17 protein-coding genes are annotated in these 20,759 nt (G+C 67.4%); 6 read left to right on the top strand and 11 right to left on the bottom strand.

The window, feature by feature from the left end; genetic code table 11:
* Positions 1 to 11: 11 nt before the first annotated feature.
* Positions 12 to 590: an NADPH-dependent F420 reductase gene (locus ABD655_RS03040; RefSeq protein WP_344711563.1), complete on the bottom strand. Its 579-nt coding sequence runs from the start codon at positions 588 to 590 to the stop codon at positions 12 to 14.
* A gap of 103 nt (positions 591 to 693) precedes the next feature.
* Here ABD655_RS03040 and ABD655_RS03035 point away from each other — a divergent pair, with 103 nt between their 5' ends.
* Complete coding sequence (locus ABD655_RS03035) at positions 694 to 1,287, top strand: MarR family winged helix-turn-helix transcriptional regulator (protein WP_344711562.1); 594 nt, start codon at positions 694 to 696, stop codon at positions 1,285 to 1,287.
* A gap of 12 nt (positions 1,288 to 1,299) precedes the next feature.
* Positions 1,300 to 3,189 (top strand): heavy metal translocating P-type ATPase, encoded by a 1,890-nt coding sequence (locus ABD655_RS03030; RefSeq protein ID WP_344711561.1) that lies wholly within the window; start codon positions 1,300 to 1,302, stop codon positions 3,187 to 3,189.
* 9 nt (positions 3,190 to 3,198) lie between these two features.
* Here ABD655_RS03030 and ABD655_RS03025 read toward each other — a convergent pair whose 3' ends face one another.
* The 5 genes from ABD655_RS03025 to ABD655_RS03005 all read right to left on the bottom strand — a co-directional run bounded on the left by ABD655_RS03025 (position 3,199) and on the right by ABD655_RS03005 (position 9,346).
* Positions 3,199 to 3,972, bottom strand: coding sequence for an alpha/beta fold hydrolase (locus ABD655_RS03025; RefSeq protein ID WP_344711560.1), 774 nt, complete (start codon positions 3,970 to 3,972; stop codon positions 3,199 to 3,201).
* Positions 3,973 to 4,035: 63 nt separating this feature from the next.
* Positions 4,036 to 4,953: a carbohydrate ABC transporter permease gene (locus ABD655_RS03020; RefSeq protein WP_344711559.1), complete on the bottom strand. Its 918-nt coding sequence runs from the start codon at positions 4,951 to 4,953 to the stop codon at positions 4,036 to 4,038.
* Positions 4,953 to 5,888, bottom strand: a complete 936-nt coding sequence (locus tag ABD655_RS03015) for a carbohydrate ABC transporter permease (RefSeq protein ID WP_344711558.1) — start codon at positions 5,886 to 5,888, stop codon at positions 4,953 to 4,955. Before ABD655_RS03015 ends, ABD655_RS03020 begins: the two co-directional genes overlap by 1 nt.
* A complete protein-coding gene (locus ABD655_RS03010) occupies positions 5,885 to 7,183 on the bottom strand; it encodes an ABC transporter substrate-binding protein (RefSeq protein ID WP_344711557.1) in 1,299 nt (432 codons plus the stop codon). The genes ABD655_RS03015 and ABD655_RS03010 overlap by 4 nt, the downstream gene beginning before the upstream one ends.
* Before the next feature lie 42 nt (positions 7,184 to 7,225).
* Positions 7,226 to 9,346, bottom strand: a complete 2,121-nt coding sequence (locus ABD655_RS03005) for an alpha-galactosidase (protein WP_378721002.1) — start codon at positions 9,344 to 9,346, stop codon at positions 7,226 to 7,228.
* Between the two features lie 176 nt (positions 9,347 to 9,522).
* On the opposite strand from ABD655_RS03005, the gene ABD655_RS03000 reads away from it, so the two are divergent.
* Complete coding sequence (locus ABD655_RS03000; RefSeq protein WP_344711555.1) at positions 9,523 to 10,689, top strand: ROK family protein; 1,167 nt, start codon at positions 9,523 to 9,525, stop codon at positions 10,687 to 10,689.
* Positions 10,690 to 10,775: 86 nt separating this feature from the next.
* On the opposite strand, the gene ABD655_RS02995 is transcribed toward ABD655_RS03000, so the two are convergent.
* Positions 10,776 to 11,741 carry a LacI family DNA-binding transcriptional regulator gene (locus tag ABD655_RS02995; RefSeq protein ID WP_344715648.1) on the bottom strand — a complete coding sequence of 322 codons (966 nt, stop codon included), beginning with the start codon at positions 11,739 to 11,741 and terminating at the stop codon, positions 10,776 to 10,778.
* Positions 11,742 to 11,841: 100 nt separating this feature from the next.
* Here ABD655_RS02995 and galT point away from each other — a divergent pair, with 100 nt between their 5' ends.
* Together galT and galK are read left to right on the top strand one after the other, a co-directional pair.
* Positions 11,842 to 13,005, top strand: coding sequence for a galactose-1-phosphate uridylyltransferase (gene galT, locus ABD655_RS02990; protein ID WP_344711554.1), 1,164 nt, complete (start codon positions 11,842 to 11,844; stop codon positions 13,003 to 13,005).
* Complete coding sequence (gene galK, locus ABD655_RS02985) at positions 13,002 to 14,192, top strand: galactokinase (RefSeq protein ID WP_378720924.1); 1,191 nt, start codon at positions 13,002 to 13,004, stop codon at positions 14,190 to 14,192. Before galT ends, galK begins: the two co-directional genes overlap by 4 nt.
* A gap of 44 nt (positions 14,193 to 14,236) precedes the next feature.
* Here galK and ABD655_RS02980 read toward each other — a convergent pair whose 3' ends face one another.
* The 3 genes from ABD655_RS02980 to ABD655_RS02970 form a co-directional block, all read right to left on the bottom strand.
* Positions 14,237 to 15,232: a pirin family protein gene (locus ABD655_RS02980; RefSeq protein WP_344711553.1), complete on the bottom strand. Its 996-nt coding sequence runs from the start codon at positions 15,230 to 15,232 to the stop codon at positions 14,237 to 14,239.
* A 197-nt stretch (positions 15,233 to 15,429) separates the two neighbouring features.
* Entirely contained in the window at positions 15,430 to 16,203 is a 774-nt protein-coding gene (locus ABD655_RS02975; protein ID WP_344711552.1) for an SDR family oxidoreductase, read from the bottom strand.
* 181 nt (positions 16,204 to 16,384) lie between these two features.
* Positions 16,385 to 16,855: an Lrp/AsnC family transcriptional regulator gene (locus ABD655_RS02970; RefSeq protein ID WP_344711551.1), complete on the bottom strand. Its 471-nt coding sequence runs from the start codon at positions 16,853 to 16,855 to the stop codon at positions 16,385 to 16,387.
* Between ABD655_RS02970 and ABD655_RS02965 the strand changes: the two genes are divergently transcribed.
* Positions 16,740 to 18,215 carry an NAD(P)/FAD-dependent oxidoreductase gene (locus tag ABD655_RS02965; protein WP_378720921.1) on the top strand — a complete coding sequence of 492 codons (1,476 nt, stop codon included), beginning with the start codon at positions 16,740 to 16,742 and terminating at the stop codon, positions 18,213 to 18,215. The genes ABD655_RS02970 and ABD655_RS02965 overlap by 116 nt on opposite strands.
* 93 nt (positions 18,216 to 18,308) lie before the next feature.
* On the opposite strand, the gene ABD655_RS02960 is transcribed toward ABD655_RS02965, so the two are convergent.
* Entirely contained in the window at positions 18,309 to 19,805 is a 1,497-nt protein-coding gene (locus ABD655_RS02960) for an amidase (RefSeq protein WP_344711549.1), read from the bottom strand.
* Between the last annotated feature and the right edge of the window lie 954 nt (positions 19,806 to 20,759).

Raw genomic sequence — 20,759 nt, 5'->3', positions numbered from 1 at the left:
CAGGGTGTGGGTTAGCGAACGGAGGCGAAGCCGCCCGTCCAGGCGATCTGCTCGCCCACGGCGAGGGTGAGCTGCAGGAAGCCGAGGGCCTCGAGCTCGCTGGCCCGCGAGAGCGAACCGGCATCGATCGCGCCCAGGCCGCCGGCCTCGATCGCGGAGATCAGGCCGGACTTGGCGGCGGCGTCGTCGCCGGCGACCAGGACAGTGGTCGGCAGGTCGCCGACCTTGCCGGATGCGAGCGTGGCGGCGAAGTTGGTGTTGAAGGCCTTGACGACGCTGCTCTGCGGCAGCTTCTCCTGGATCTGCGCCGTGAGCGAAGAGCCGGCAGGCACGACCAGCGAGTCGAAGGTGGAGAAGTCGACCGGGTTGGTGATGTCGACGACCGTCTTGCCGGTGAGCTGGGTGGCGTAGGCCGCGACGATCTCGTCGACGGCGGGGTGCGGAACGGCGAGGACGACGATGTCACCCTCGATGAGTGCGGTGCCCACACGGTCGCGACCGATGTACGTGACGCTGTTTCCGCCTGCGGCGAAGACTCCGCCGATCGCGTTGGCCATGTTGCCGGTACCGAAGATGGTGACGCTGGTCATGAAGATCTCTCCTTGGGATGCCGGTGACCCGGACTTGGTTGTACTTACAACTAAGACCATAGCCGGGTTTACTTGTAGATGCAACTATTGGTACGATGCTCGTATGGACGACAGCGGATTGACCCAGGACGAACGCGTCGCGGTCGCGAGACTCCACGCGCTGCTCGAGCTCCTGCCCACCGCTCTGGACCAGCACCTTGCGCCGGCCGGGCTCACCTCGTTCGAGTTCACCCTGCTCGAGGCGCTGAACGAATCGGACGCGCACCGCCTGCGCATGAGCGCTCTCGCCGCGCGAACCAACGCCACACTCCCCCGGCTGTCGCGCGTCGTCACAACCCTGGAGCGGAAGGGGCTGGTGGAGCGCGCACCCTGCCTTGAAGACGGCCGCGCCACCAACGCTCAGCTCACGGCCGCGGGTGAAGCGGCCTACGAGGCGAGTCGGTCGCTGTACGCCACCGCCGTGCGCCGCATGGTGCTGGACGGACTCGACGCCGACGGAGTGACGCAGCTCGCCGATCTCTCGTACTCGATCCTTACCAAGCTCGACCCGGATGCACGGCTCAAGGTCACCGAGGCCGGCCGGGCGTGCGCCGCCGATCCGTCGGGCGGGGATTCCGAGGATCTCGTTTCTTGCGCCGCCGATCCCAGACTCATGGATAGCGAAGGCCCCGAGCTCGCGGGGGCCCGCGCGTCCTGACAGTTCGAGCGCATGCAGTTGATTCGGACGATCAGGCGGTATCCCGTGATCACGGCCTCGACGGCCGTCCTCGCGGTCGTGCTCGTCCTCCAGCTGGTGGGCGCGGCATCCGTGTCTCGATGGCTTGCAATCAGCTACGTCGGGGTGTTCATCGTGTGGACGCTCGTCGGAATGGTGCGGGATGTGCTCCGCGGGCACATCGGGCTCGATATCCTCGCGGTGGTCGCGATGATCGCGACCCTCGCCGTCGGGGAATACCTTGCCTCGTTGATCGTCGTTCTCATGCTCTCCGGCGGGGAAGCACTCGAGGATTTCGCCGGTCGCCGCGCTCGACGCGATCTGACGGCGCTGCTGGATAGATCACCTCGGATTGCGCACGTCGTCCGCTCGCAGTCCGCCGAACCCGATGCGGTTCAGGACCGTGCCGTGGACGATGTCGCGATCGGCGACGTTCTTCTCGTGCGGCCCTCTGAGATCGTGCCGGTCGACGGGATCCTGCTCACCTCCAGCGGCACGTTCGATGAGTCCTCGCTCACCGGCGAGAGCATGCCGGTGAGCCGCAATGCGGGAGGCGAGGTGCTGTCGGGAGCGATCAATGGAACGCGCGCCGTGCGGATCCGTGCCACGCGTCGCAGCGCGGACAGCCAGTATCAGCAGATCGTCGCGCTCGTCCAAGACGCCCAGGACTCCCGGGCCCCCGTCGTCCGCCTCGCTGACCGTTTCGCGATCCCGTTCACTGCGATCTCGCTCGTTCTGGCCGGCACCGGGTGGGCGTTGTCGGGCGACCCGACCCGCTTCGCCGAGGTGCTGGTACTCGCGACTCCCTGTCCTCTGCTCATCGCGGCTCCGGTCGCCTTCCTGGGTGGACTCTCGCGCGCAGCGAAGACCGGCGTGATCATGAAGAGCGGCGCGGTCATCGAGCAGCTCGCGCGCGCGCGATCGGTCGCGTTCGACAAGACGGGAACGCTCACGGCGGGGCGACCCGCTCTGGTCGACGTCCGGCCCGCCGAGGGCTTCACCGCCGACGAGGTGCTTCTTCTCGCGGCATCCGCCGAACAGTACTCCTCCCACGTCCTCGCCGAGGGCATCCGGCGCGCCGCCGTGGAACAGGGTTTCGACCTGGTGGCGACGGACGACGCCATCGAGGTCGCCACCAACGGGGTGGAGGCCGTGTTCGACGGGCGCCGGGTTGTGGTCGGCAAACCCGCGTACATCACCGCACTCGCGCCCGAGACCGAGCGCGCGGCCCTCGGCCCTGGCGAGGCTGCCGCCTATGTTGCGATCGACGGGCGATTCGCCGGCGTCCTCGTCCTGGCCGACGATCCCAGGCCCGAATCCTCCCGGGTCGTTGAATGGCTGCGAAGCAACGGCGTCGAGCGGATCACGATGCTCACCGGGGACGCCCTCCCCACCGCGATGTCCATCGCCCGCCAGGTGGGGATCGAGGAAGTGCACGCCGAACTGCTCCCGCCGGAGAAGGTCCACCTCGCTGCGCAGCTGCGTCCTCGCCCGGTGATGATGGTCGGCGATGGCGTGAACGATGCTCCCGTGCTCGCGGCATCCGACATCGGCGTCGCCATGGGCGCGAAGGGCGCCACCGCGGCCGGAGACGCCGCTGATGTCGTCATCCTGGTCGACTCTCTGGACAAGATCGTGGACGCCGTCTCGATCGGCCAGCACACGCTGCGGGTGGCGCTGACCGCCATCTGGATCGGTATCGGGCTGAGCATCGGGCTCATGATCGTCGCCATGACCGGGGTGATCCCTGCCGTCGCCGGTGCCCTCATCCAGGAACTCGTCGATCTCGCAACGATCCTCTACGCACTTCGCGCTCTGGGTGGGCCTCCGAGCGGGCTGACTGCGCGCGCGTCGCACGGCACACCGACTCCCGTCCGTGCGTGAACAGGCGCGTCAGACCCGCTGTCGCACCACCCGTGCCGTCGTGGCCGGGTCGGGTCTGTGCATCACGGACTCGGGCACGATCACCAGCTCGGCGGCAGGCATCTGCTCCGCGAGACGGTCGGTCGCCGTCACGAGGAGGGGGAAGGTCTGCTCACCGCGCAGGATCGTGACGGGCTGCGGGACGGAGAGCATCCCACGCGTCGGCGTGGAGACCTGCGCCGTCAATCTCGCGTCGTAGACGGTGGACTGTGCGAGCGGTACGAGTCTCTCGAACAGGTCGCTCTGCCGAATCGACTCCACCATCTCGGCGGGCAGCTCCACACCCTCGAGCTGGAACGTGAGGACGGCATCTTCGTTCTTGCCGGCATCCACCAACTGCTGCAGGCGGTCGGCGAGCAGGGGGTCGGGCTCTGCCACACCGAAGCGGAACGGCGGCTCGGAGAGGAACAACGCGGTGATCGGCACCCCTCGCGAGGCGGCGTAGAGGGCCAGCACCGCACCGGATGAGTGTCCGAGCACGATCGCCTCGCCACCGACCGCCGCGATGACGGCGGCGAGATCGCTCACCTCGTCTTCGGGGAGGGACCCGCGCATGTCTCCGCTCGCCCCACGGGCCCGCCTGTCCACCGTGACCGCCTGAAAGCCGGCGTCGGCGAGCGCGGCGGCGATCGCGGCACCGTCTGCCGCCACTGAGAACGCACCGCCGACGATGACGATCGGCGGGCCGTCACCGACCCGTTCGAAAGCGATGGTCGTGCCGTCCGCGGATATCGCTGTCTGCATTCCGTCACCAAACCACGAGCCGACGACACTGGCAAGGTCGGGCCGCGGACCGCGTGACGGCCCCTATTTGATCGACCCTCTGGTGACACCGGAGATCACCCAGCGCTGCGAGAAGATGTAGACGATCAACAGCGGCGCCATGGCCATCAGATACGACGCGAAGGCCACCGTGTAGTCGGTGTTGAACTGGCCCTGGAAGACGTACTGCGCGAGGGGCAGGGTTCGGGCGCTCGGTTCGGTGAGCACCACGAGCGGCATGATGAAGTCATTCCATGCCCACACGCAGGTGAGGATGCCGACGGTGGCGTTCATCGGCATCAGCAGGGGGAAGATGACCGACCGGAACACGCGCCATGTCGAGGCCCCGTCCATCCTCGCCGCTTCTTCCAACTCGATCGGGATCGAGCGGATGTATGCCGTGTAGATGAAGATGTTCAGCGACAGCCCGTAGATCGTATAGAGGATGATCATTCCGACCTGGTTGTCCAGCCCCAGGGTCGCGGTCTGCTTCACGAGCGGCAGCATGATGATCGGGAACGGGATGAACAGCGCTGCGAGCAGGTAGAAGAACACGCCCTTGAAGAAGGGCCGGTGGATGTTCCGGGCCAGCGCGTACGCGACGACCGAGCTGGTCAGCAGGGTGAAGAAGACCGCACCCACGGTGATGAACGCCGTGTTGGCCAGCGCCTGGGGGAAGCTCGTCTTGACCCACGCGTCGGCGAAATTCTCCCACCGGATCGGGTTGGGAAGCTCGAACCCGGTGCCGGCGGTGAGCTGCTCCGGGGTCTTCAGCGCCACCACGACGGCCAGGTACAGCGGGACGAGCACGGTGAGCGAGCACACCGCGATCAATGCGGTCGCCCACCAGTTCGTGCGACGGGTGTCGTCTTCGCGATCGCTCTGGCGCTTGCGGCGCCCGTTGGCGGTGACGGCGTCGAGCTCTTGCTCCAGCTGTGGAGCGACGTTCGTTGCGGTAGTCATCAGAAATCGGCCTCTCTGCGCTGAAGGACCCGGAATTGGAAGAGCGAGACGATCGTGATCACGATGAAGAAGACCACCGCGTTGGCGGTCTGGTAGGCGAACTCACCGCCGGAGAACCCGCCACGGAAGATCAGCAGGGTCACGGATTCGGTGGAGGTCCCTGGGCCACCGTTGGTCAGGGCGACGATGGGGTCGAACACCTGCAGGAAGCCCTTGAGGCTCAGCACGACGTTGATCGTGAAGAACGCGCCGATGAGCGGGAAGGTGATGGATGTGAACTGACGCCACGCGGAGGCACCGTCCAGCGACGCCGCCTCGTACATCTCCGCCGGGATCGTCTGAAGCCCGGACAGGTAGATGATGATCGCGAATGCACAGGCCTGCCAGACGGCCAGCGCCACGATCGCCGTGCACGCCCACTGCTCGTTGGCGAGGATGTTGTCGGCGAACAGCGGGATGCCCGCAAGGATCTTCGGCAGCGAGTTCGAGAAGAAGAACTGGAACACGTAGCCGATGACCAGGATCGCGAGGATGTAGGGCACGAAGTACACACCCCGCCAGAAGTTGCGCGCCTTGATCTTGGCGTTCAATCCCAGCGCGATCGCGAGCGAGAACGCGTTCGTCAGGATCGTGGCGACGATGGCGAAGAGGAACGAGAACCCGTACGCCTGCAGAACCCGGTCATCTTGGAAGAGGTTGAAGTAGTTCGACAGTCCCACGAAGTTCCAGGCGCCGTAGCCGGCGTAGTTCGTGAAGCTGAAGAAGATCCCGACCAGGACGGGGAGTGTGTGGAACCCCGCGAACGCGATGACGGCCGGCCACACCATCCAGTAGAACGCCGCAGAGGCGCGCCGGTTCTCTGTTCTGATTCGTCCAGCGCGCTTGGGCGCCGCGCCGTCCGTGGCGCTGCTGCGCACCGCTTGGGTGATGGTCATTGGTCCTCTCCCGTCGTGACCGGAATCGTCCGAGCGGCGACCTTGCGCCACTCGTTGTCGAGTGTTTTCAGTGCGGCCTCCGCGTCACCGTTGAACAGGAACTCCTGGTCGATCGGGATCAGCGGGACTGCCGGCGGGATCTGGTGATCGATGAACCCCGTGATCCTCCCGTCGTCGAAGAACGGCTTGACCGACTGCAGTGCGGGATCGTCACTGATCTGCGCACCCTCCACCGAGGGCACCATGTTCTGCGAGGCCGCGAAGCCCTCGATCACGTCGGTCTGGAACGCGTAGTCGATGAAGCGCATCGCGGCTTCCTGCTTCGGGTTGTTCTTGCCCATCGTGAAGACGACGTCGACGCCGGAGACGAGGAGCCGATCGTCGGGGTCATCCGTTCCGGGGTACGGGAAGATGCCCATCTCGATGTCGGGATTGACCTGCTTGATCGGGTTCGTTGCCCAGATGCCCTGAAGCAGCATCGCGACCTCGCCGTTGGCGAACGCGGCGTTGCCGTCGTCGTAGGTCTTGCCCCGGTAGCCGTCCTGCATGTACGAGTACAGCGTGTACTGCTGGTCCATCATCTCGGCGAAGTCCTTCTGGAACGACACTTCGGAGTCAGGGCCGATGTCGGTGCCTTGCGCGCGCATCTTGTCGAAGAAGTCGTCTTGCGCGGGGTATGCGCCCAGGGCGTTCCACGAAGGGACGCCCGTCCATGAATCAGCCAGCGTCCCGTAGAACGGAGTGATCCCGGCGGCGGTGAGCGCGTCGCAGAGGGCGATGAACTCGTCCCACGTCTCGGGGACTTCGAGCCCTTGCTCCTCGAAGATGGCGGCGTTGTAGATGACGCCGTTGGCGTTGTTCACGTAGCCGAGCCCGTTGACCTCGTCGCCATAGGTACCGAGGTCGGCGAGGATGTCCTGCACCGCCGGGTTGATGGTCTCGAGCACCGGCTCGTCGGAGAAGTCGTAGAACACCCCGGCCTCTGCAAGTCGCCCGAAATTGCCGTTCGCGTTCAACGTGACGATGTCGGGAACGCGGTCCTTGACGAGCAGCGTGCGGATCAGCGTGTCCGCATCCGCGACCTGGTTCTGCACGATGCGGATGTCCGGATTCTCGGCCTCGAAGTCCGCGATCATCTGGTTGAAGTCCTCGAGGGCCTCACCCTTGAACTGGAAGAAGTTCAGTGTCGTCACTTCGCCCGACGCGTCGCTCGCGCAGGCGTTCAACCCGATCGCGAGTCCCGCCGTGGCGAGAACCGCGACAGCCCGGACGGTCGTTCGCATTCTCTTGGTCATCGTGCGCCTCCTTGCGCGGTCGTGGTGCGGGGGATGCTGCGTTCAGTCGTCCGTGAGGAGTTCGAGCACGCGCGCCTGCTGGGGGAACTGGACCGGCGGACGCAGGCCGACCGACTCCAGCTCGAGGCCGGTCAGCGCCGTGTCCTGGTGGGCCCAGGCGAGCGGGGACTGGCCGGGATGGTCACCACGTCCGTCGGCGGCGATGACCCGCACCCGGTACCTGCGTTCCGCGTCCAGCCCCGGCAGCCGCACGCGCCCGGCGGGGTACGCGACCGACGTCTCGGTCTGAGTGATGGTGAAGACGGCGGATGCTGCGTCCGCAGCGACCATGCCGCGCACATCGATCCCCGGATCGGTCCCGTCGACATGAACGACCCGGCCCGTCGCGATCAGCGGTCGCAGCCGCTTCGCCAGGGCGACCCACCAGACGATCTGCTCCCGGGTCGCCTCATCGACCGCGGTCAGGTCCCACTCGATCCCGAAGTGGCCGAACAGGGCGACCGCCCCGCTGAGTGCCAGGGAGACCGTGCGGCCGGAGGCGTGGACGATGGGGCTGGTCAGGTGCATTCCCATCAACTCCGGGGCGACGACCAGGCCGGTGTAACGCTGGTTCGCGAGACGCTCGAGCGGGTCGAGGCTGTCGCTGGTCCAGATGCGATCGGTGCGATCGAGGATCCCGAGGTCGACGCGGGCGCCGCCCGATGCGCAGCTCTCGATCTCCAAGCGCGGATGGCGGGCCTTCAGTTCGTCGAGCAGGCGATACAGCGCGAGGGTGTGGTCGTGCACCCGGCTGCTTCCTCCCGGCCCACTGCCCGCATCGACGAGATCGCGATTGTGATCCCACTTCAGGTAGGCGATCGGGTACTCCTCGAGCAGGGCGTGCAGTCGTCCCGAGATGTAGTCATAGGCGTCGGGGTGGGCGAGGTCGAGCACCTGCTGCTGCCGAGCCGACGGCGGCAGCGCCATCCGCCCGCGGAGGATCCAGTCCGGATGCCTGCGCGCGAGGTCGCTGTCGGGATTGATCATCTCGGGTTCGACCCACAGCCCGAATTCCATCCCCAGCTCGCGCACCTGGTCGATGAGCGGGTGCAACCCGTCCGGCCACACGTCCCGGTCGACGAACCAATCCCCCAGACCCGCCGTGTCGTCGCGTCGGCCCGTGAACCACCCGTCGTCGAGCACGAACCGCTCGACGCCGACCCCGGCCGCGGCATCCGCCAGCGCGGCGAGCTTCTCGAGAGAGTGGTCGAAGTAAACCGCCTCCCACGTGTTCAGTGTGACCGGGCGCGGGCGTCGCGGATGCTGCGGACGGGCACGCCACTCCTCGTGGAAGCGAGCGGACAGCTCCGTCAGGCCATCGCCCCACGAGCCGATCACCCACGGGCTCTGAAGCGACTCTCCTGGGGCGAGGATGACCTCGCCGGCGAGCAGCAGCTCTCCGCCCGACAGGAACGCCTCGCCGGTGGTCGTCCGCTCCGCCGTGACACGGTGATTGCCGCTCCATGCCACGTGGATGCCGTGCACCCGCCCGTTCTCGAAGCCGAAGCCCGGCCGTCCGGCGGCGAGAAGCAGCGTCGCGTCCGCACCGGGCCGACCGCGTCGGCTCTCACGCGTGTGCGTGCCGAATGTGAAGGCACGCCGCTGCGGAGTGCGCTCACGCAGGTGCCGACCCGTCGTGTCGAGGATCTCCGTGGCGTCCCAGGGCATCGGGAAGATGATCTGGAGTGACTGCAGCGTGTACCGCGAGGCGCCGGTGTTGCGCAGCAGGATGCGCTGGTGCAGCAGTCCGCTGGCGCCCACTCGCAACTCGATCTGGGCGGCGAGCTGCGCTTCGGAGTCGACGAGTGAGATCGTCGCGCGATGATAGTTCGACTGCACGCCCGCCAGCTCGAAGCGGATGCTCCCACCGGCGCCGTCGCGGTGTCCCTCGATACCGGGCGTGCCGAGCCAGCCGCCGGCCGGCGTCGGGAGCAGTCCCAGGCGCGGGGTCTCGTCGAGGCCACCGGACACCCGTTGCGGGCGGGCGGCAAGGGCGAGGGAGGCCAGCGACAGGGGCGTCGATCCGACCAGTTCCCGACCCCAGTGAACGATGGCGGGGTGAGGCTGCGCAGTCATGTCCACGACGACGCTCGTCCCGCCCCGACGCAGATGCAATGTACTCATCGGATACTCCGAGACCGCCGCCGTGTCGGTGCGCTCGGGGCCGATCGCTCCGCTGTGAGTTGCCACGTATTACTTTTACAACGGAAATAACTCATCGGTCAAGTGGGTTGACGGTTTGTTTTCTGCGATGTATCGACGCGAGTTGGTGCCACAATGGAAGCAACTGGGGAGGTGCGGTGCTGACCGAAAGCCATGAGGCGCTCGCTCGCGAAGTGCTCATCCACGGGCCCATCGGGCGAAGCGCGCTCGGCCGGAGGCTGGGTCTGTCGCCGGCGAGCTTGACGCGTCTGGCGAAGCCCTTTCTGGAGCGCGGACTCTTCGTCGAGCGCGGTGAAGAGTCCAACGGAGCAGTCGGCCGCCCGGTCCGCCCGCTCGACATCGCCCCGGACCTCGGCTCCTTCGCGGGGATGAAGATCACCGGAGACGCGGTCTACGCCGTCCTGACCGACGCTCGTGCGCAGATCCTCGCCGAACGCGTCGTCGCGCTCAGGGCCACCACGCCCGAGGCGGTCGTGGGCGTGCTGGCCGGAATCGTGTCCGACTTCTCCGCGGTGACGACCGCCCCGCTCGTCGGGGTGGGCGTCAGCCTCGGTGGAGCGGTCGATGACTCCGGCCGAGTCATCCGCGCTCCCTTCCTGGACTGGGTGGACGTCGACTTCGGACCATCGCTCTCGTCCGTCACGGGACTGAATGTGACCGTGGAGAACGACGTCGTCGCGCTGGTCGAAGCCGAACGCTGGTTCGGCGCGGGCAGAGGCCGCAGCGGATTCTCGGTGATCACCATCGGCGCGGGTGTCGGCTACGGTCTGGTGGTCGGCGGGGAATCGGTGCACACCAGAGGGGCCGGCGTCGGCCTCGGTGGGCACATCCCGCTCGACCCCACCGGCCCACTGTGCCCCCAGGGGCACCGCGGCTGCTCCACCGCGGTGCTGACCTCCATCGGAATGTGTGCGCAGGTGGCATCCGCCCTCGGCCGCCCCGTCGATTACGCCGAGGTGCTTTCCCTCGCTGCCGCCGGCGATCCGGTGGCCACTGCGGTGGTGGATGCCGCGGCCCGCGGTCTCGGACGGATGATCGCACTCGCGGCGAACCTCACCATGCAGCCCACGGTCGTGCTCGCCGGCGACGGGATCGGGCTGTGGGAACTGGCCGCATCGCAGGTCCGCGTCGCGGCCGCTGCCGACCGCGATCCCCTCGCCGAACCGGTCGAGATCCTCGTGGATGACGCGGGGTTCCGCGCGTGGGCGCGCGGCGCCGCCGCCGTGGCGATCCAAGCGGCCGTCGCACGCCTGGCGACCTCCGAGCTGCTGCGGGGTGACCCCGCAGCGCCGAGACGACCGTGACTGCGTGACGCCGGACCGCACCCTCGCCGGGAGCGTGGGACCACCTCAGCTCGGGCCCCTGCCGGCGCGATCCGGTCGGCATCCCTTCACCCGGTCGTGCTCCCCCGGATCACCAGCGCGGTCGACACGGACTCGGCAAGCGGAAGTCGGTGCCCCTCGATCCTGTCCACGAGCATGGCGACCGCCCGCTCACCGAGACGGTCGAAATCCTGCCGAACGGTCGTGAGCGGCGGGCGGAAGTCGGCGGCATCCGGGACATCGTCGAATCCGATGACGCTCACGTCCCCAGGCACGTATCGATCGCCCTCGAAGAGTGCCCGCAGGACACCGAGCGCCATCTGGTCGTTCGCCGCGAACACTGCGGTCACCGATGCGTCCGCGGCCAGCAGCGCTCCCGCGTGATGCCCGGATGCCGCGGTCCAATCGCCGCGGAACGGCTCGATGACGGGCGCACCCGCGTGCTGCAGGGCTTCGCGCCACCCTCGTTCGCGTTCGTCCGCGGCAAACGAGCCTCGCGGCCCGGCGATGTGGCGCACCGACGAATGACCGAGCGCAAGGAGGTGCTCGGTCGCGTTCCGCGCGCCGTCCGCGTGAGCCGTGGCGATGACCCCGAACCTGTCATCCGGAGGCGAGTCGACCACGACCAGCTCGAGCCGCGCCGGAGCGGGCGCGTCCCGGGCGACCGCGCTCGCTTCGTTCAGCACGAGGGCGCCGTCCACGCCGTGCTCGCGCAGGCGCTCGAAGGCGTTCTCGATATCGGCCTCGGGGCCGAGAGTGACGACCGTGAGCGCATACCCCCGCGCTCCCGCGGCATCGGCCACCGCCTGCAGCATGCGCGAGTTGCCGACGGTCGCGAGGGTGGACACCACCAGGCCGATCGTCTGGGTTCGCCCTGTTCGCAGCGCACGCGCCGCCCGGTGGGGACGGTAGCCGAGAACGGCCATCGCCTCTTCGACGCGGGCCCGGGTGGCCGGATCGACGCGGGGACTGGCATTGGCGACCCGCGACACGGTCTGTCCCGAGACACCGGCGTGCGCGGCGACGTCCGCCATCGAGACGCGGCGATCAGTGCTCGAGCCCACCGTCAGCCTCCTCGCATCGTTCCGGCGTGTTGACGCTACCACGCAGGATTGCTACCGTGTTGACGTGAACATGAGCTCTCTTGGCCGCCCGCCCAGCGTCCAGACGCTGGGCGCCGGCGTGGTGAGACGCGCGACGCGTCTCGCGGACGGTCGCGAGTTGATCTACTTCGACGACGCCGATACGAGCCTCGGCGAGGAGCGCTCGATCGACACCCGCACCCTCGACGCTCGGCCGGCGACCGCGATGATGCGGCGTGATGTGCTGACCGGCGACTGGATCTCGATTGCCGCATCGCGGCAGAATCGCGCCTTCCTGCCTCCTGCCCATCTCGATCCGCTCGCGCCGCAGACACCGACGAATCCCTCCGAGATCCCGTCGACGTACGATGTGGCGGTCTTCGAGAACAAGTCACCGTCGTTCGGTCCTGGCCTGGCTGCGGCCAGCGGCGAGGTCGAGGCCGCCCGCGACGCGCCGCTCGGCCTCGACGACCTCGACGCCCCAGGGCTCGAACGGTCCCGCAGCGCCATCGGGCGCTGCGAAGTGGTCTGCTTCTCGCCCTCCCACACGGGGTCGTTCGGCACTCAGACCCCCCGCCGGGCGCGCACGGTGATCGAGGCATGGGCCGACCGCACCGCCGCACTGTCGGCTTTGCCCGGCGTGCAGCAGGTGTTCCCCTTCGAGAATCGGGGTGAAGAGATCGGCGTGACGCTGCACCACCCGCACGGACAGATCTACGCCTACCCCTACATCACCCCACATACCAAGCTGCTGCTCGCCGCGATCGAGCGCGAGGGTGACGACCTGTTCGCGCGGATCGTCGCGGCCGAGGGATCCGGCCCTCGTGTCGTCCTGGACTCGGAGCACTGGATCGCCTACGTCCCGTTCGCGGCACGGTGGCCCATCGAAGTCCATCTGACCCCGCGCCGGCACGTCCCCGACCTCGCCGCGACATCGGCCCCGGAGCGCGACGAGCTCGCCGACGTCTACCTGCGCCTGCTCCGCGGACTCGACGCGCTCTACGAGACCCCGACCCCCTACATCGCGGCGTGGCATCAGTCCCCCGCGCATGTCGGGCGCGACACCGTCCGTCTGCACCTCGCACTCACCTCTCCGCGCCGCGCCGCCGACAAGCTCAAATACCTCGCCGGATCTGAGGCGGCCATGGGTGCCTGGATCGGCGACATCCCCCCCGAAACGTCCGCTGCCCGGCTGCGTGAGGCGATCGCGTCGTGAGTGCGACCGACACGGATGCCGCGGCCCGGGCGGGAGCTCTGCTGCAACGCATCGGCGGTTCGTCGCCTCTGGGCGAGTGGTCGGCGCCCGGACGCGTGAATCTCATCGGGGAGCACACCGATTACAACGACGGCTTCGTGCTGCCGTTCGCGATCGATCGCCGCACCCATGTGGCGGTCGCCGGCCGGGACGACGGCGTCATCCGCGTCGCGTCGACCGTCACTCGCGACGACGTCGAGATCCCCCTCGCCGACCTGCCCGCACTGTTCCCGTCCCGCGGACGCGTGCCCGAGTGGACCGCCTACCCGCTCGGCGTCGCGTGGGCGCTGGTCGCCGAATCCGGAGTCGAGCACCGAGATCTGCGCGGTCTGGACATCGCCATCGCATCGGACGTCCCCGTCGGCGCGGGCCTGTCCTCCTCGGCCGCGATCGAGGGCGCGACCGCAGCGGCGCTCAATGACGTATGGGAACTCGGACTCGAGCCCACTGCCCTCGCCCGCGTGGGTCGCACGGCCGAGAACGACGCTGTCGGGGCCCCCACCGGCATCATGGATCAGATGGCGGCGATGCTCGGCCGCACCGACGCCGGCATCTTCCTGGACTGCCGGTCACTCGAGGCGACCGTCGTCGACCTCGGATTCGCCGCCGCGCAACTCGACGTGCTCGTGATCGACACCGGCGTGAAGCACTCGCACGCCACCGGCGGGTACGGCGAGCGCCGCTCGTCGTGCGAGCGCGGCGCCCGGGCCATGGGCGTCTCCGCCCTGCGCGATCTCGGCGTCGACGATATTGCGCGCGCGGCAGACCTGATGGATGAGGTCACGTATCGCCGAGTGCGCCACATCGTGACCGAGAATCAGCGCGTCCTCGATACCGTGCGCACCCTCCGCGCCCAGGGCGCCGGTGCGATCGGCGACCTGCTGCTCTCCTCCCACGCATCCATGCGCGATGACTTCGAGATCTCGATCGCAGAGCTCGACACCGCCGTCGACGCGGCGATGGGCGCCGGCGCCATCGGCGCCCGGATGACCGGAGGCGGCTTCGGAGGCGCCGCCATAGCGCTCGTGCCACGTGTTCGGGTCGCATCGACGATGGATGCTGTGGCTGCCGCATTCGCAGCATCCGGGTTCCGAGCCCCGACCATGTTCACCGTCACCCCGTCGGAGGGCGCGCGTCGCGATGCCTGAGGAGATGGGCGTGACGTGATCCCCGGAGCGTCCGGACGGGCGGGCTATCCTCGGGGACGCAGTCGCACATTCGGCAGGATCGGCGCGGGCAGTGGCGCCTCCTGACCCGCGGGGAACTCGCCGAACAGCCGAGGTTTTCCCACGTCGTCGACGTGCTCGGGTTCGAAGCCGAGTTCCGATTGATAGCGACGGCGGAACTCCACGACTTCTTCGTGTGTCCGGCCGACGAAGTTCCACCACATCACGATCTGTTCGTCGAACGGAATCCCGCCCAGCAGGATGGCGCGGGCACCCTCCGGCCCGGCCGTGATTTCGATCGTGTCCGAGCCGGCGGGCACATAGGCCAGGACGCGGTGCTGCACCGCGGCACGATCGACCATCAGGGTTCCGGTCTCCGCGAGCACGGCGTGCTCGAAGTCAGGCCGTGCCTCGAGTGAGACGGTGGCGTTTGGGTCGATGAGGAGTTCGGCGCCCAACAGCTCCGCGGTCCGCGTCTGAACGGGGGACGCCGAGCCGAGCAGCTGGCCGATGAACACCCTCGCGACCATTCCGGGATGGTGCACGGGGTCCGGGGCGAAGTGCTCGAAGTGGTTGTCGCTGAAGCGCGCAGCCGCGGGCAAGGCGTACCACAGCTGGACTCCGTGCAGCGTGGCGGTGTCTTCGGTGCTGATCTCGGAGTGCGTGATCCCTCTGCCGGAGATCATCAGATTGAGCTCGCCCGGGACGACGTCGGCCGCGTTGCCACCGGAATCAAGATGCGCGATGCGCCCGGTGAACAGCCATGAGACCGTCGCCAACCCGGTATGAGGATGCCGCGGCACGACCATCCCTCCTGAGCTCGCAACCTCGTCGGGGCCATAGTGGTCGAGGAAGCACCACGAGCCGACGAATGAGCGGGCTTTGGAAGGCAACGTCCGGTACACCGTCATCGCTCGCGGCCCGCCCAAGGGCACTTCTCGCGGATCCAGCAGTTCGACGCCGTCACAGGGCTGGGCGGCCTCGAGCACGACCTCGCGAGGGTGCGCCTCGGGGTTGGTCATCGGATCCGCCTCCCTGGAATCGCACGCTCGGACGCGGATTGCTCGCTGAATCGAGATGCGGTCGGTCGCCGTGATCGTCACGGGCTACGTGAAACCCTAATCGCGCACGGGTGAACGCTCCGGTATCTCACCGACTCGTGCGGAATCAGTCAGTAGCGCCGCCCGAGTTCGGTGGGGTAGGTGAGCGAGCGACGACGTCAGTAACCGGCGACCAGGCCCCCGTCGCACCTGATCTGCTCGCCGGTGACGTAGGACGCCTGAACGCTGCAGAGGAAGGCCACCACCGCCGCGAACTCCTCTGGAGAGCCGTACCGTCCGGCGGGGATCGCCGCGCGGGAGCGGGCGTTCAGGTCTTCGACGTCAACGTTCGCCGCCGCGGCGCGGTGACTGTCGAGCTGCGTGAGGCGATCGGTGCCGATCAGTCCAGGAAGCACCATATTGACCGTGACCCCGTCGGAAGCGACCTCGCGCGAAAGCGTCTTCAGGTATCCGGCCAGCCCGGACCGCGCGATGTTGGACAACGCGAGGCCGGCGAGCGGCTCTTGGATCGAGGTGGAACCGATCGCGACGATCCGCCCCCAACCGCGTGAGCGCATCGCAGGCAAGAAGAGCTCGGTGATCTCGATCTGACGGACCAGCAGCGTCTCGACCGCGCTGCGCACCTCGGCGGAGGTGAGCCCGGATGCCGGTCCCGGCGCTGGCCCCCCGGAGTTCAGCACCAGGATGTCGATCTCACCCAGCCGAGCGGCCGCGTCCTCGGCGAGCGTCCGAGCGGAGTCCGGCTGAGAGAGGTCGCACACCAGGGCGACGGAACCCTCGTGCGCCCCCGCGAGCTCGATCGCCCGCTCCCGGCGACGACCCACGAATCCCACACGTGCGCCTTCGCTCGCGAGCGCACTCGCGGACGCGCCGCCAAGGCCCGACGTCGAGCCGAGCACGAGTGCGGCTTTGCCCCTGATCCCCAGATCCACAGTGGCTCCTTCCCTCATGCCGGCGGCGGAATCCCCGCTCGGCGGTGGCGAGTCCGGCCACCGGATAGGAGCCGGGAGCAACACGCGCCGCGAATGGGGACCACGATAGCGGCGTGCGCGATTTCACCGGTGCTGATCAGCCGCATCCAGAGCAACCTCGTTCTTGCCCACCCGGTCAGCTTCAGCGGCGGCGCGGGGCGTGATCGAAGATGAGACTGGTGTTCGTGGCTGCCACCTCCTCACGGAGGCTGAGCGTGTCGGAGACGAGTTCTCGCAGCGCCACGGCGTCTGCCACGGCGACGTGGAGCAGGAAATCGCGGTCGCCGGCCACGAAATACACGTGGCGCGTGGCAGGCAGCTGCTCGAGGTAGGCCTGGAAGCGCCGCAGGTTGCCGCGGGCGTGAGCGTGCAGACGGATGGAGATGAGAGCTTCGAGCTTGAGTCCGAGCCGGGCCGGATCGATGTCGGCGTGGAATCCGTGTATCACCCCGGATGCGACCAGCGCTCGTACCCGCTTGTGGCACGTGGATGCGGGTATGCCCACGCGCGAGGCGAGATCGTTGTTCGTGAGGCGACCGTCTCGTTCCAGCTCGCCCAGGATCGCGCGATCGATCGTGTCCAGTCGGACCTCGACAGAATCTTCCTCCGACATATCAACGCCCTCCGAAGTGTGCAGAATATTTCCATTTGGATGCTTGGCAGAACAAACCTCTCACCACATGTCACGCAGAGGAAGAGATTCTGCATACTGTTCGTGTCTTGTCGGTCGTGTATCAGGGAGGATACGAATGACGCGGTCGATCGTGGTCGGTGCGGGAATGGTCGGCCTGGCGACGGCTTGGCATCTGCAGGAACAGGGCGTCGAGGTCACCATCGTTGACCGTGCGGGGATCGCGGCCGGATCGTCGTGGGGCAATGCCGGATACCTGACGCCGGGCAAGACGGTCCCGCTCGCCGACCCGAGCCTTTGGACGTACGGACCGAAAGCACTGATCGACCCGGATGCCGCCCTCCACGTTCCGTTCCGCGTCGACCCTGGCTTGTGGTCGTTCCTGGCGCGATTCAGTTCCCATGGCACGATGCGCGCCTGGCACCGCACCATGGCAGCGCTCACGCCGATCAACAACATCTCTCTGGCCGGGTTCGACGAGCTGATCCATGGAGGAGTGGACGCGTGGACCCGCGAAGGGCCGTTCGTCATCGGATTCACCGCCGAGTCGCAGGGGAGGGCGTTCCTCGGCGAGATCGCGCGGGTGGCCGGCCACGGTCAGGACGTTCCCATCGAACGGCTCGACAATCCACGGGATCTCGCGCCGCAGCTGTCCGACGCGGTGCAGGTCGCGTACCGGCTCGACGGGCAGCGCTTCATCGAACCGGGCCCCTTCGTTCACGCAGTGGGCGACGCAGTCAGGGCGCGCGGCGCAGAGCTGCGTACGGGTAACGCCGTCACCGGCGTCAGCTCCAATGGCAAGCCCGCGATCACCCTCGATACCGGGGAGCGCCTCACGGCTGACTCCGTCGTCATCGCGACGGGAGCGTGGATGCCGCAACTCGCACGGCCCCTCGGTGTGAAGGTGCGCGTGCAGGCCGGCCGCGGCTACTCGTTCACGGTGGACACGGACGAACCGACACGGCATCCGGTCTATTTCCCGTTCCAGCGCATCGCATGCACGCCCTACCAGGGCCGTTTCCGGCTCGCCGGGACGATGGAGTTCCGCGGTCCCGACGAACCATCGCAGCCGCGCCGCATCCAGTCCATCGTCAACCAGGCTCGCGACTTGTTCACCGGCATCGACCTCGACTCCCGTCACGACGAATGGGTCGGCTCCCGGCCTGTCACCCCGGACGGCCTCCCTGTCGTGGGGGCTACCCGTGCCCCCGGCGTGTACGTCGCCGGCGGCCACGGAATGTGGGGCATCGTCCTGGGCCCCGCCACCGGCAAGCTGCTCGTGAAGCAGATCCTCACCGGCGAAATCGATCCCGTCATCGCCCCCTTCGACCCGCTCCGCTGAGCGGCGCGCCACTCGGCCGGCGCACACCTTGTTCAGCGCGCTAAGAAGCACCCCGCCAGATCGGACTCGGGGTCGAGACGAAGATGTCTGGCGTCAGAACGCCGGTGTGCTCACAGGGGCGTGATGATGGCTGCCCAGCTGCTCAAAACCGTAGGCGACCGAGATCACGGTCGATTCATCGAAGGGTCGGCCGAGGATTTCCATACCGACAGGCAACCCGTGAGAGCTGAAACCAGCAGGGATGCTCAGTGCCGGCATACCAGCCGACGAGGCGAGAACCGACGGCGACAGAAAGCCGTCGACGGTGTTCCACGCGGGGTCCATCACATCGCCCAGAAGGGGCGGCGTGGATTGGGTCGTCGGAAAGACGAACGCGTCCAGTCGGTTCGCCTCAAGGGTGCCGACGAGTCTGGAGAGCAGTTCCTCGCGCGCTTCGATCGCCGCATGGAACGCAGAACTCGAAGTACGGCCATCGGATGGGTCGCCGATATATGAAAGCAACGGAATCCGGGGATCGAACCCGCCCTGCCCCACAATGTCTTCGATCCGAGTGAACGGTACGCCCGGCTGTTCCTTCAACCAGTTGTTGAGATCGCGCCTCGCCGCGAACCGGTAGAGAAATGTTCGCTCGATCAGGCGAGGCAGCCATTCCTCTTCGACGTCCACGAGAGTCGCCCCGCCGGCCATGCATTGGAGGAGCGCGGATTCCATGACGCGATTCACCTCACGGGTGTCTACGGAATCGGGAGCGAATGCGCCCCTCAAGACGCCCAAGCGCTTTCCGCGCATCGAGTCTTCTCGTAATGCGTTCACGTACGGAGCGCCGCGACGGGCGAATGAGTGTCGATGCGTCAGCGGATCGGCCGGGTCGAATCCGACGAGGACGTCGAAGACCTTCGTCAGATCCGTGACATTTCGCGCCATCGGCCCGATCGTGTCCTGCATGGCAACGATCGGGCTGCAGCCGTCTCGGCTCACCAGTCCCGGCGTCGGGCGCAACCCGACGAGATTGCAGAACGCGGCCGGCAACCGGATGGACGATCCCGTGTCCGTGCCCAACCCGATGGGGGCATATCCCGCGGCGATGCCCACTGCCGTGCCGCTGCTGGATCCCCCCGCACTGTGGCCCAGCGCGTGAGGGTTCTTGGTCCAGCCGCTTCGGGATGAGTTGGCGAACCAGGCAGAGGCCCAGTCCGGCATCGTCGTCTTACCGATTACGATCGCGCCCGCGCCGCGGAGGTTCGACACCACGGTGGCGTCGCGCGCGCTGCGGTAGTCCCGAAAGCCCTTGCTGCCGAAGGACGTTGGCATGCCAGATGTGAGGAGGTTGTCCTTGACGACGACTGGCACGCCGAAGAGCGGACCGGGGGTGGCACCGGCCCGCAGGGCTGCGTCCAGCCCTTCCGCGACCTGCAGTGATTCGTCGCTGACCGTCACCATCGCGTTGAGAGCGGGACCCGATTGATCGAATGCATCAATACGCGCGTGGTGCGCCGTCACCAGTTCGACAACGGACACCTCACCGGCGAGGAGAGCCGTTCGGGCGTCGGCGATCGTCATCTGAGTCAGGGGCTTTCCGTTGATTTCCATCGCATCGTCTCTCTTGTCACATCTGTCGTCTGAGTCCACAAACGGGGTTGTGCGCGCCTCGATTGTTCTGGCTCGGCGGTGAGTCGGCTACTTGTGCTGCCTCGGGTATGCGCGTTCGGCGATCTGCATCTCCTCGTAGACATCGTGGCGCACTATGAATCGCGCAGCCGACCGCGTGGGACTGCCCACCATCTGAGTGTCACCGATGCCCTGATGCAGAACTGTCCGCGATGACTGAGACATCACACATGCACGTACCAAGAAGTGTGGGCAAAGTGCGCGCACGGAGCCTGACCCCGCGCAAAGCGAAAGCCCCGACATCCCAATGTTTACAAGGGATCTCGGGGCTTCCAAGCTGGCGGTGACGGTGGGATTTGAACCCAAAGAGGTTGGATCCTCCTCGTTCCTGATCGGTCAGAAACCGCGGAATCACGCCGTTCTCGGCGGGGTGGAAGCTTGGCCAGACTCGGTTCGTTCGGCCGCGATCGCCGTCGCTTGTGGGCAAGATGTGGGCACGCCCTCTTGGCCGCCGGAGGGCAGGATCGAGTGCTCCGCTCCGGCGTCGGAGCTTTCCCAGTTGTACACGCCTCAATCGCCGACGTCAGCAGGGGTCCGTGAGCGGAGACGGAGAGATGTGAAGCCTCGGACCGCGTGACGGGTCCCCCCTAGCAGGGCCCAGAATTTCCCGTCGCAGGCGAATCCACGCACTCGTTGCACTCGTTTCGCACACCGAACTCAGCATCATCCGCGCCGCCAGTTCGCGCTGAGTACGCACAGACAATCACCCGAGACGCGGCATCGTATGAACCCAGCACCACCTCCGCGTCAGGATCTGCCGCGTTTGATCGCGGTGAGCGACAGCCCACGCACGGAGCTCGTCATGCAGCCACCCCTTCATGTTGGCAAGACCACGAGACGGCCTCATGAGGCCAGAAGAGCGGTAGCGCAAGTTGG

The sequence above is a fragment of the Microbacterium terregens genome, from assembly GCF_039534975.1.
Lineage (GTDB): Bacteria > Actinomycetota > Actinomycetes > Actinomycetales > Microbacteriaceae > Microbacterium > Microbacterium terregens.
This window is presented reverse-complemented; position numbering and strand designations above follow the sequence as displayed.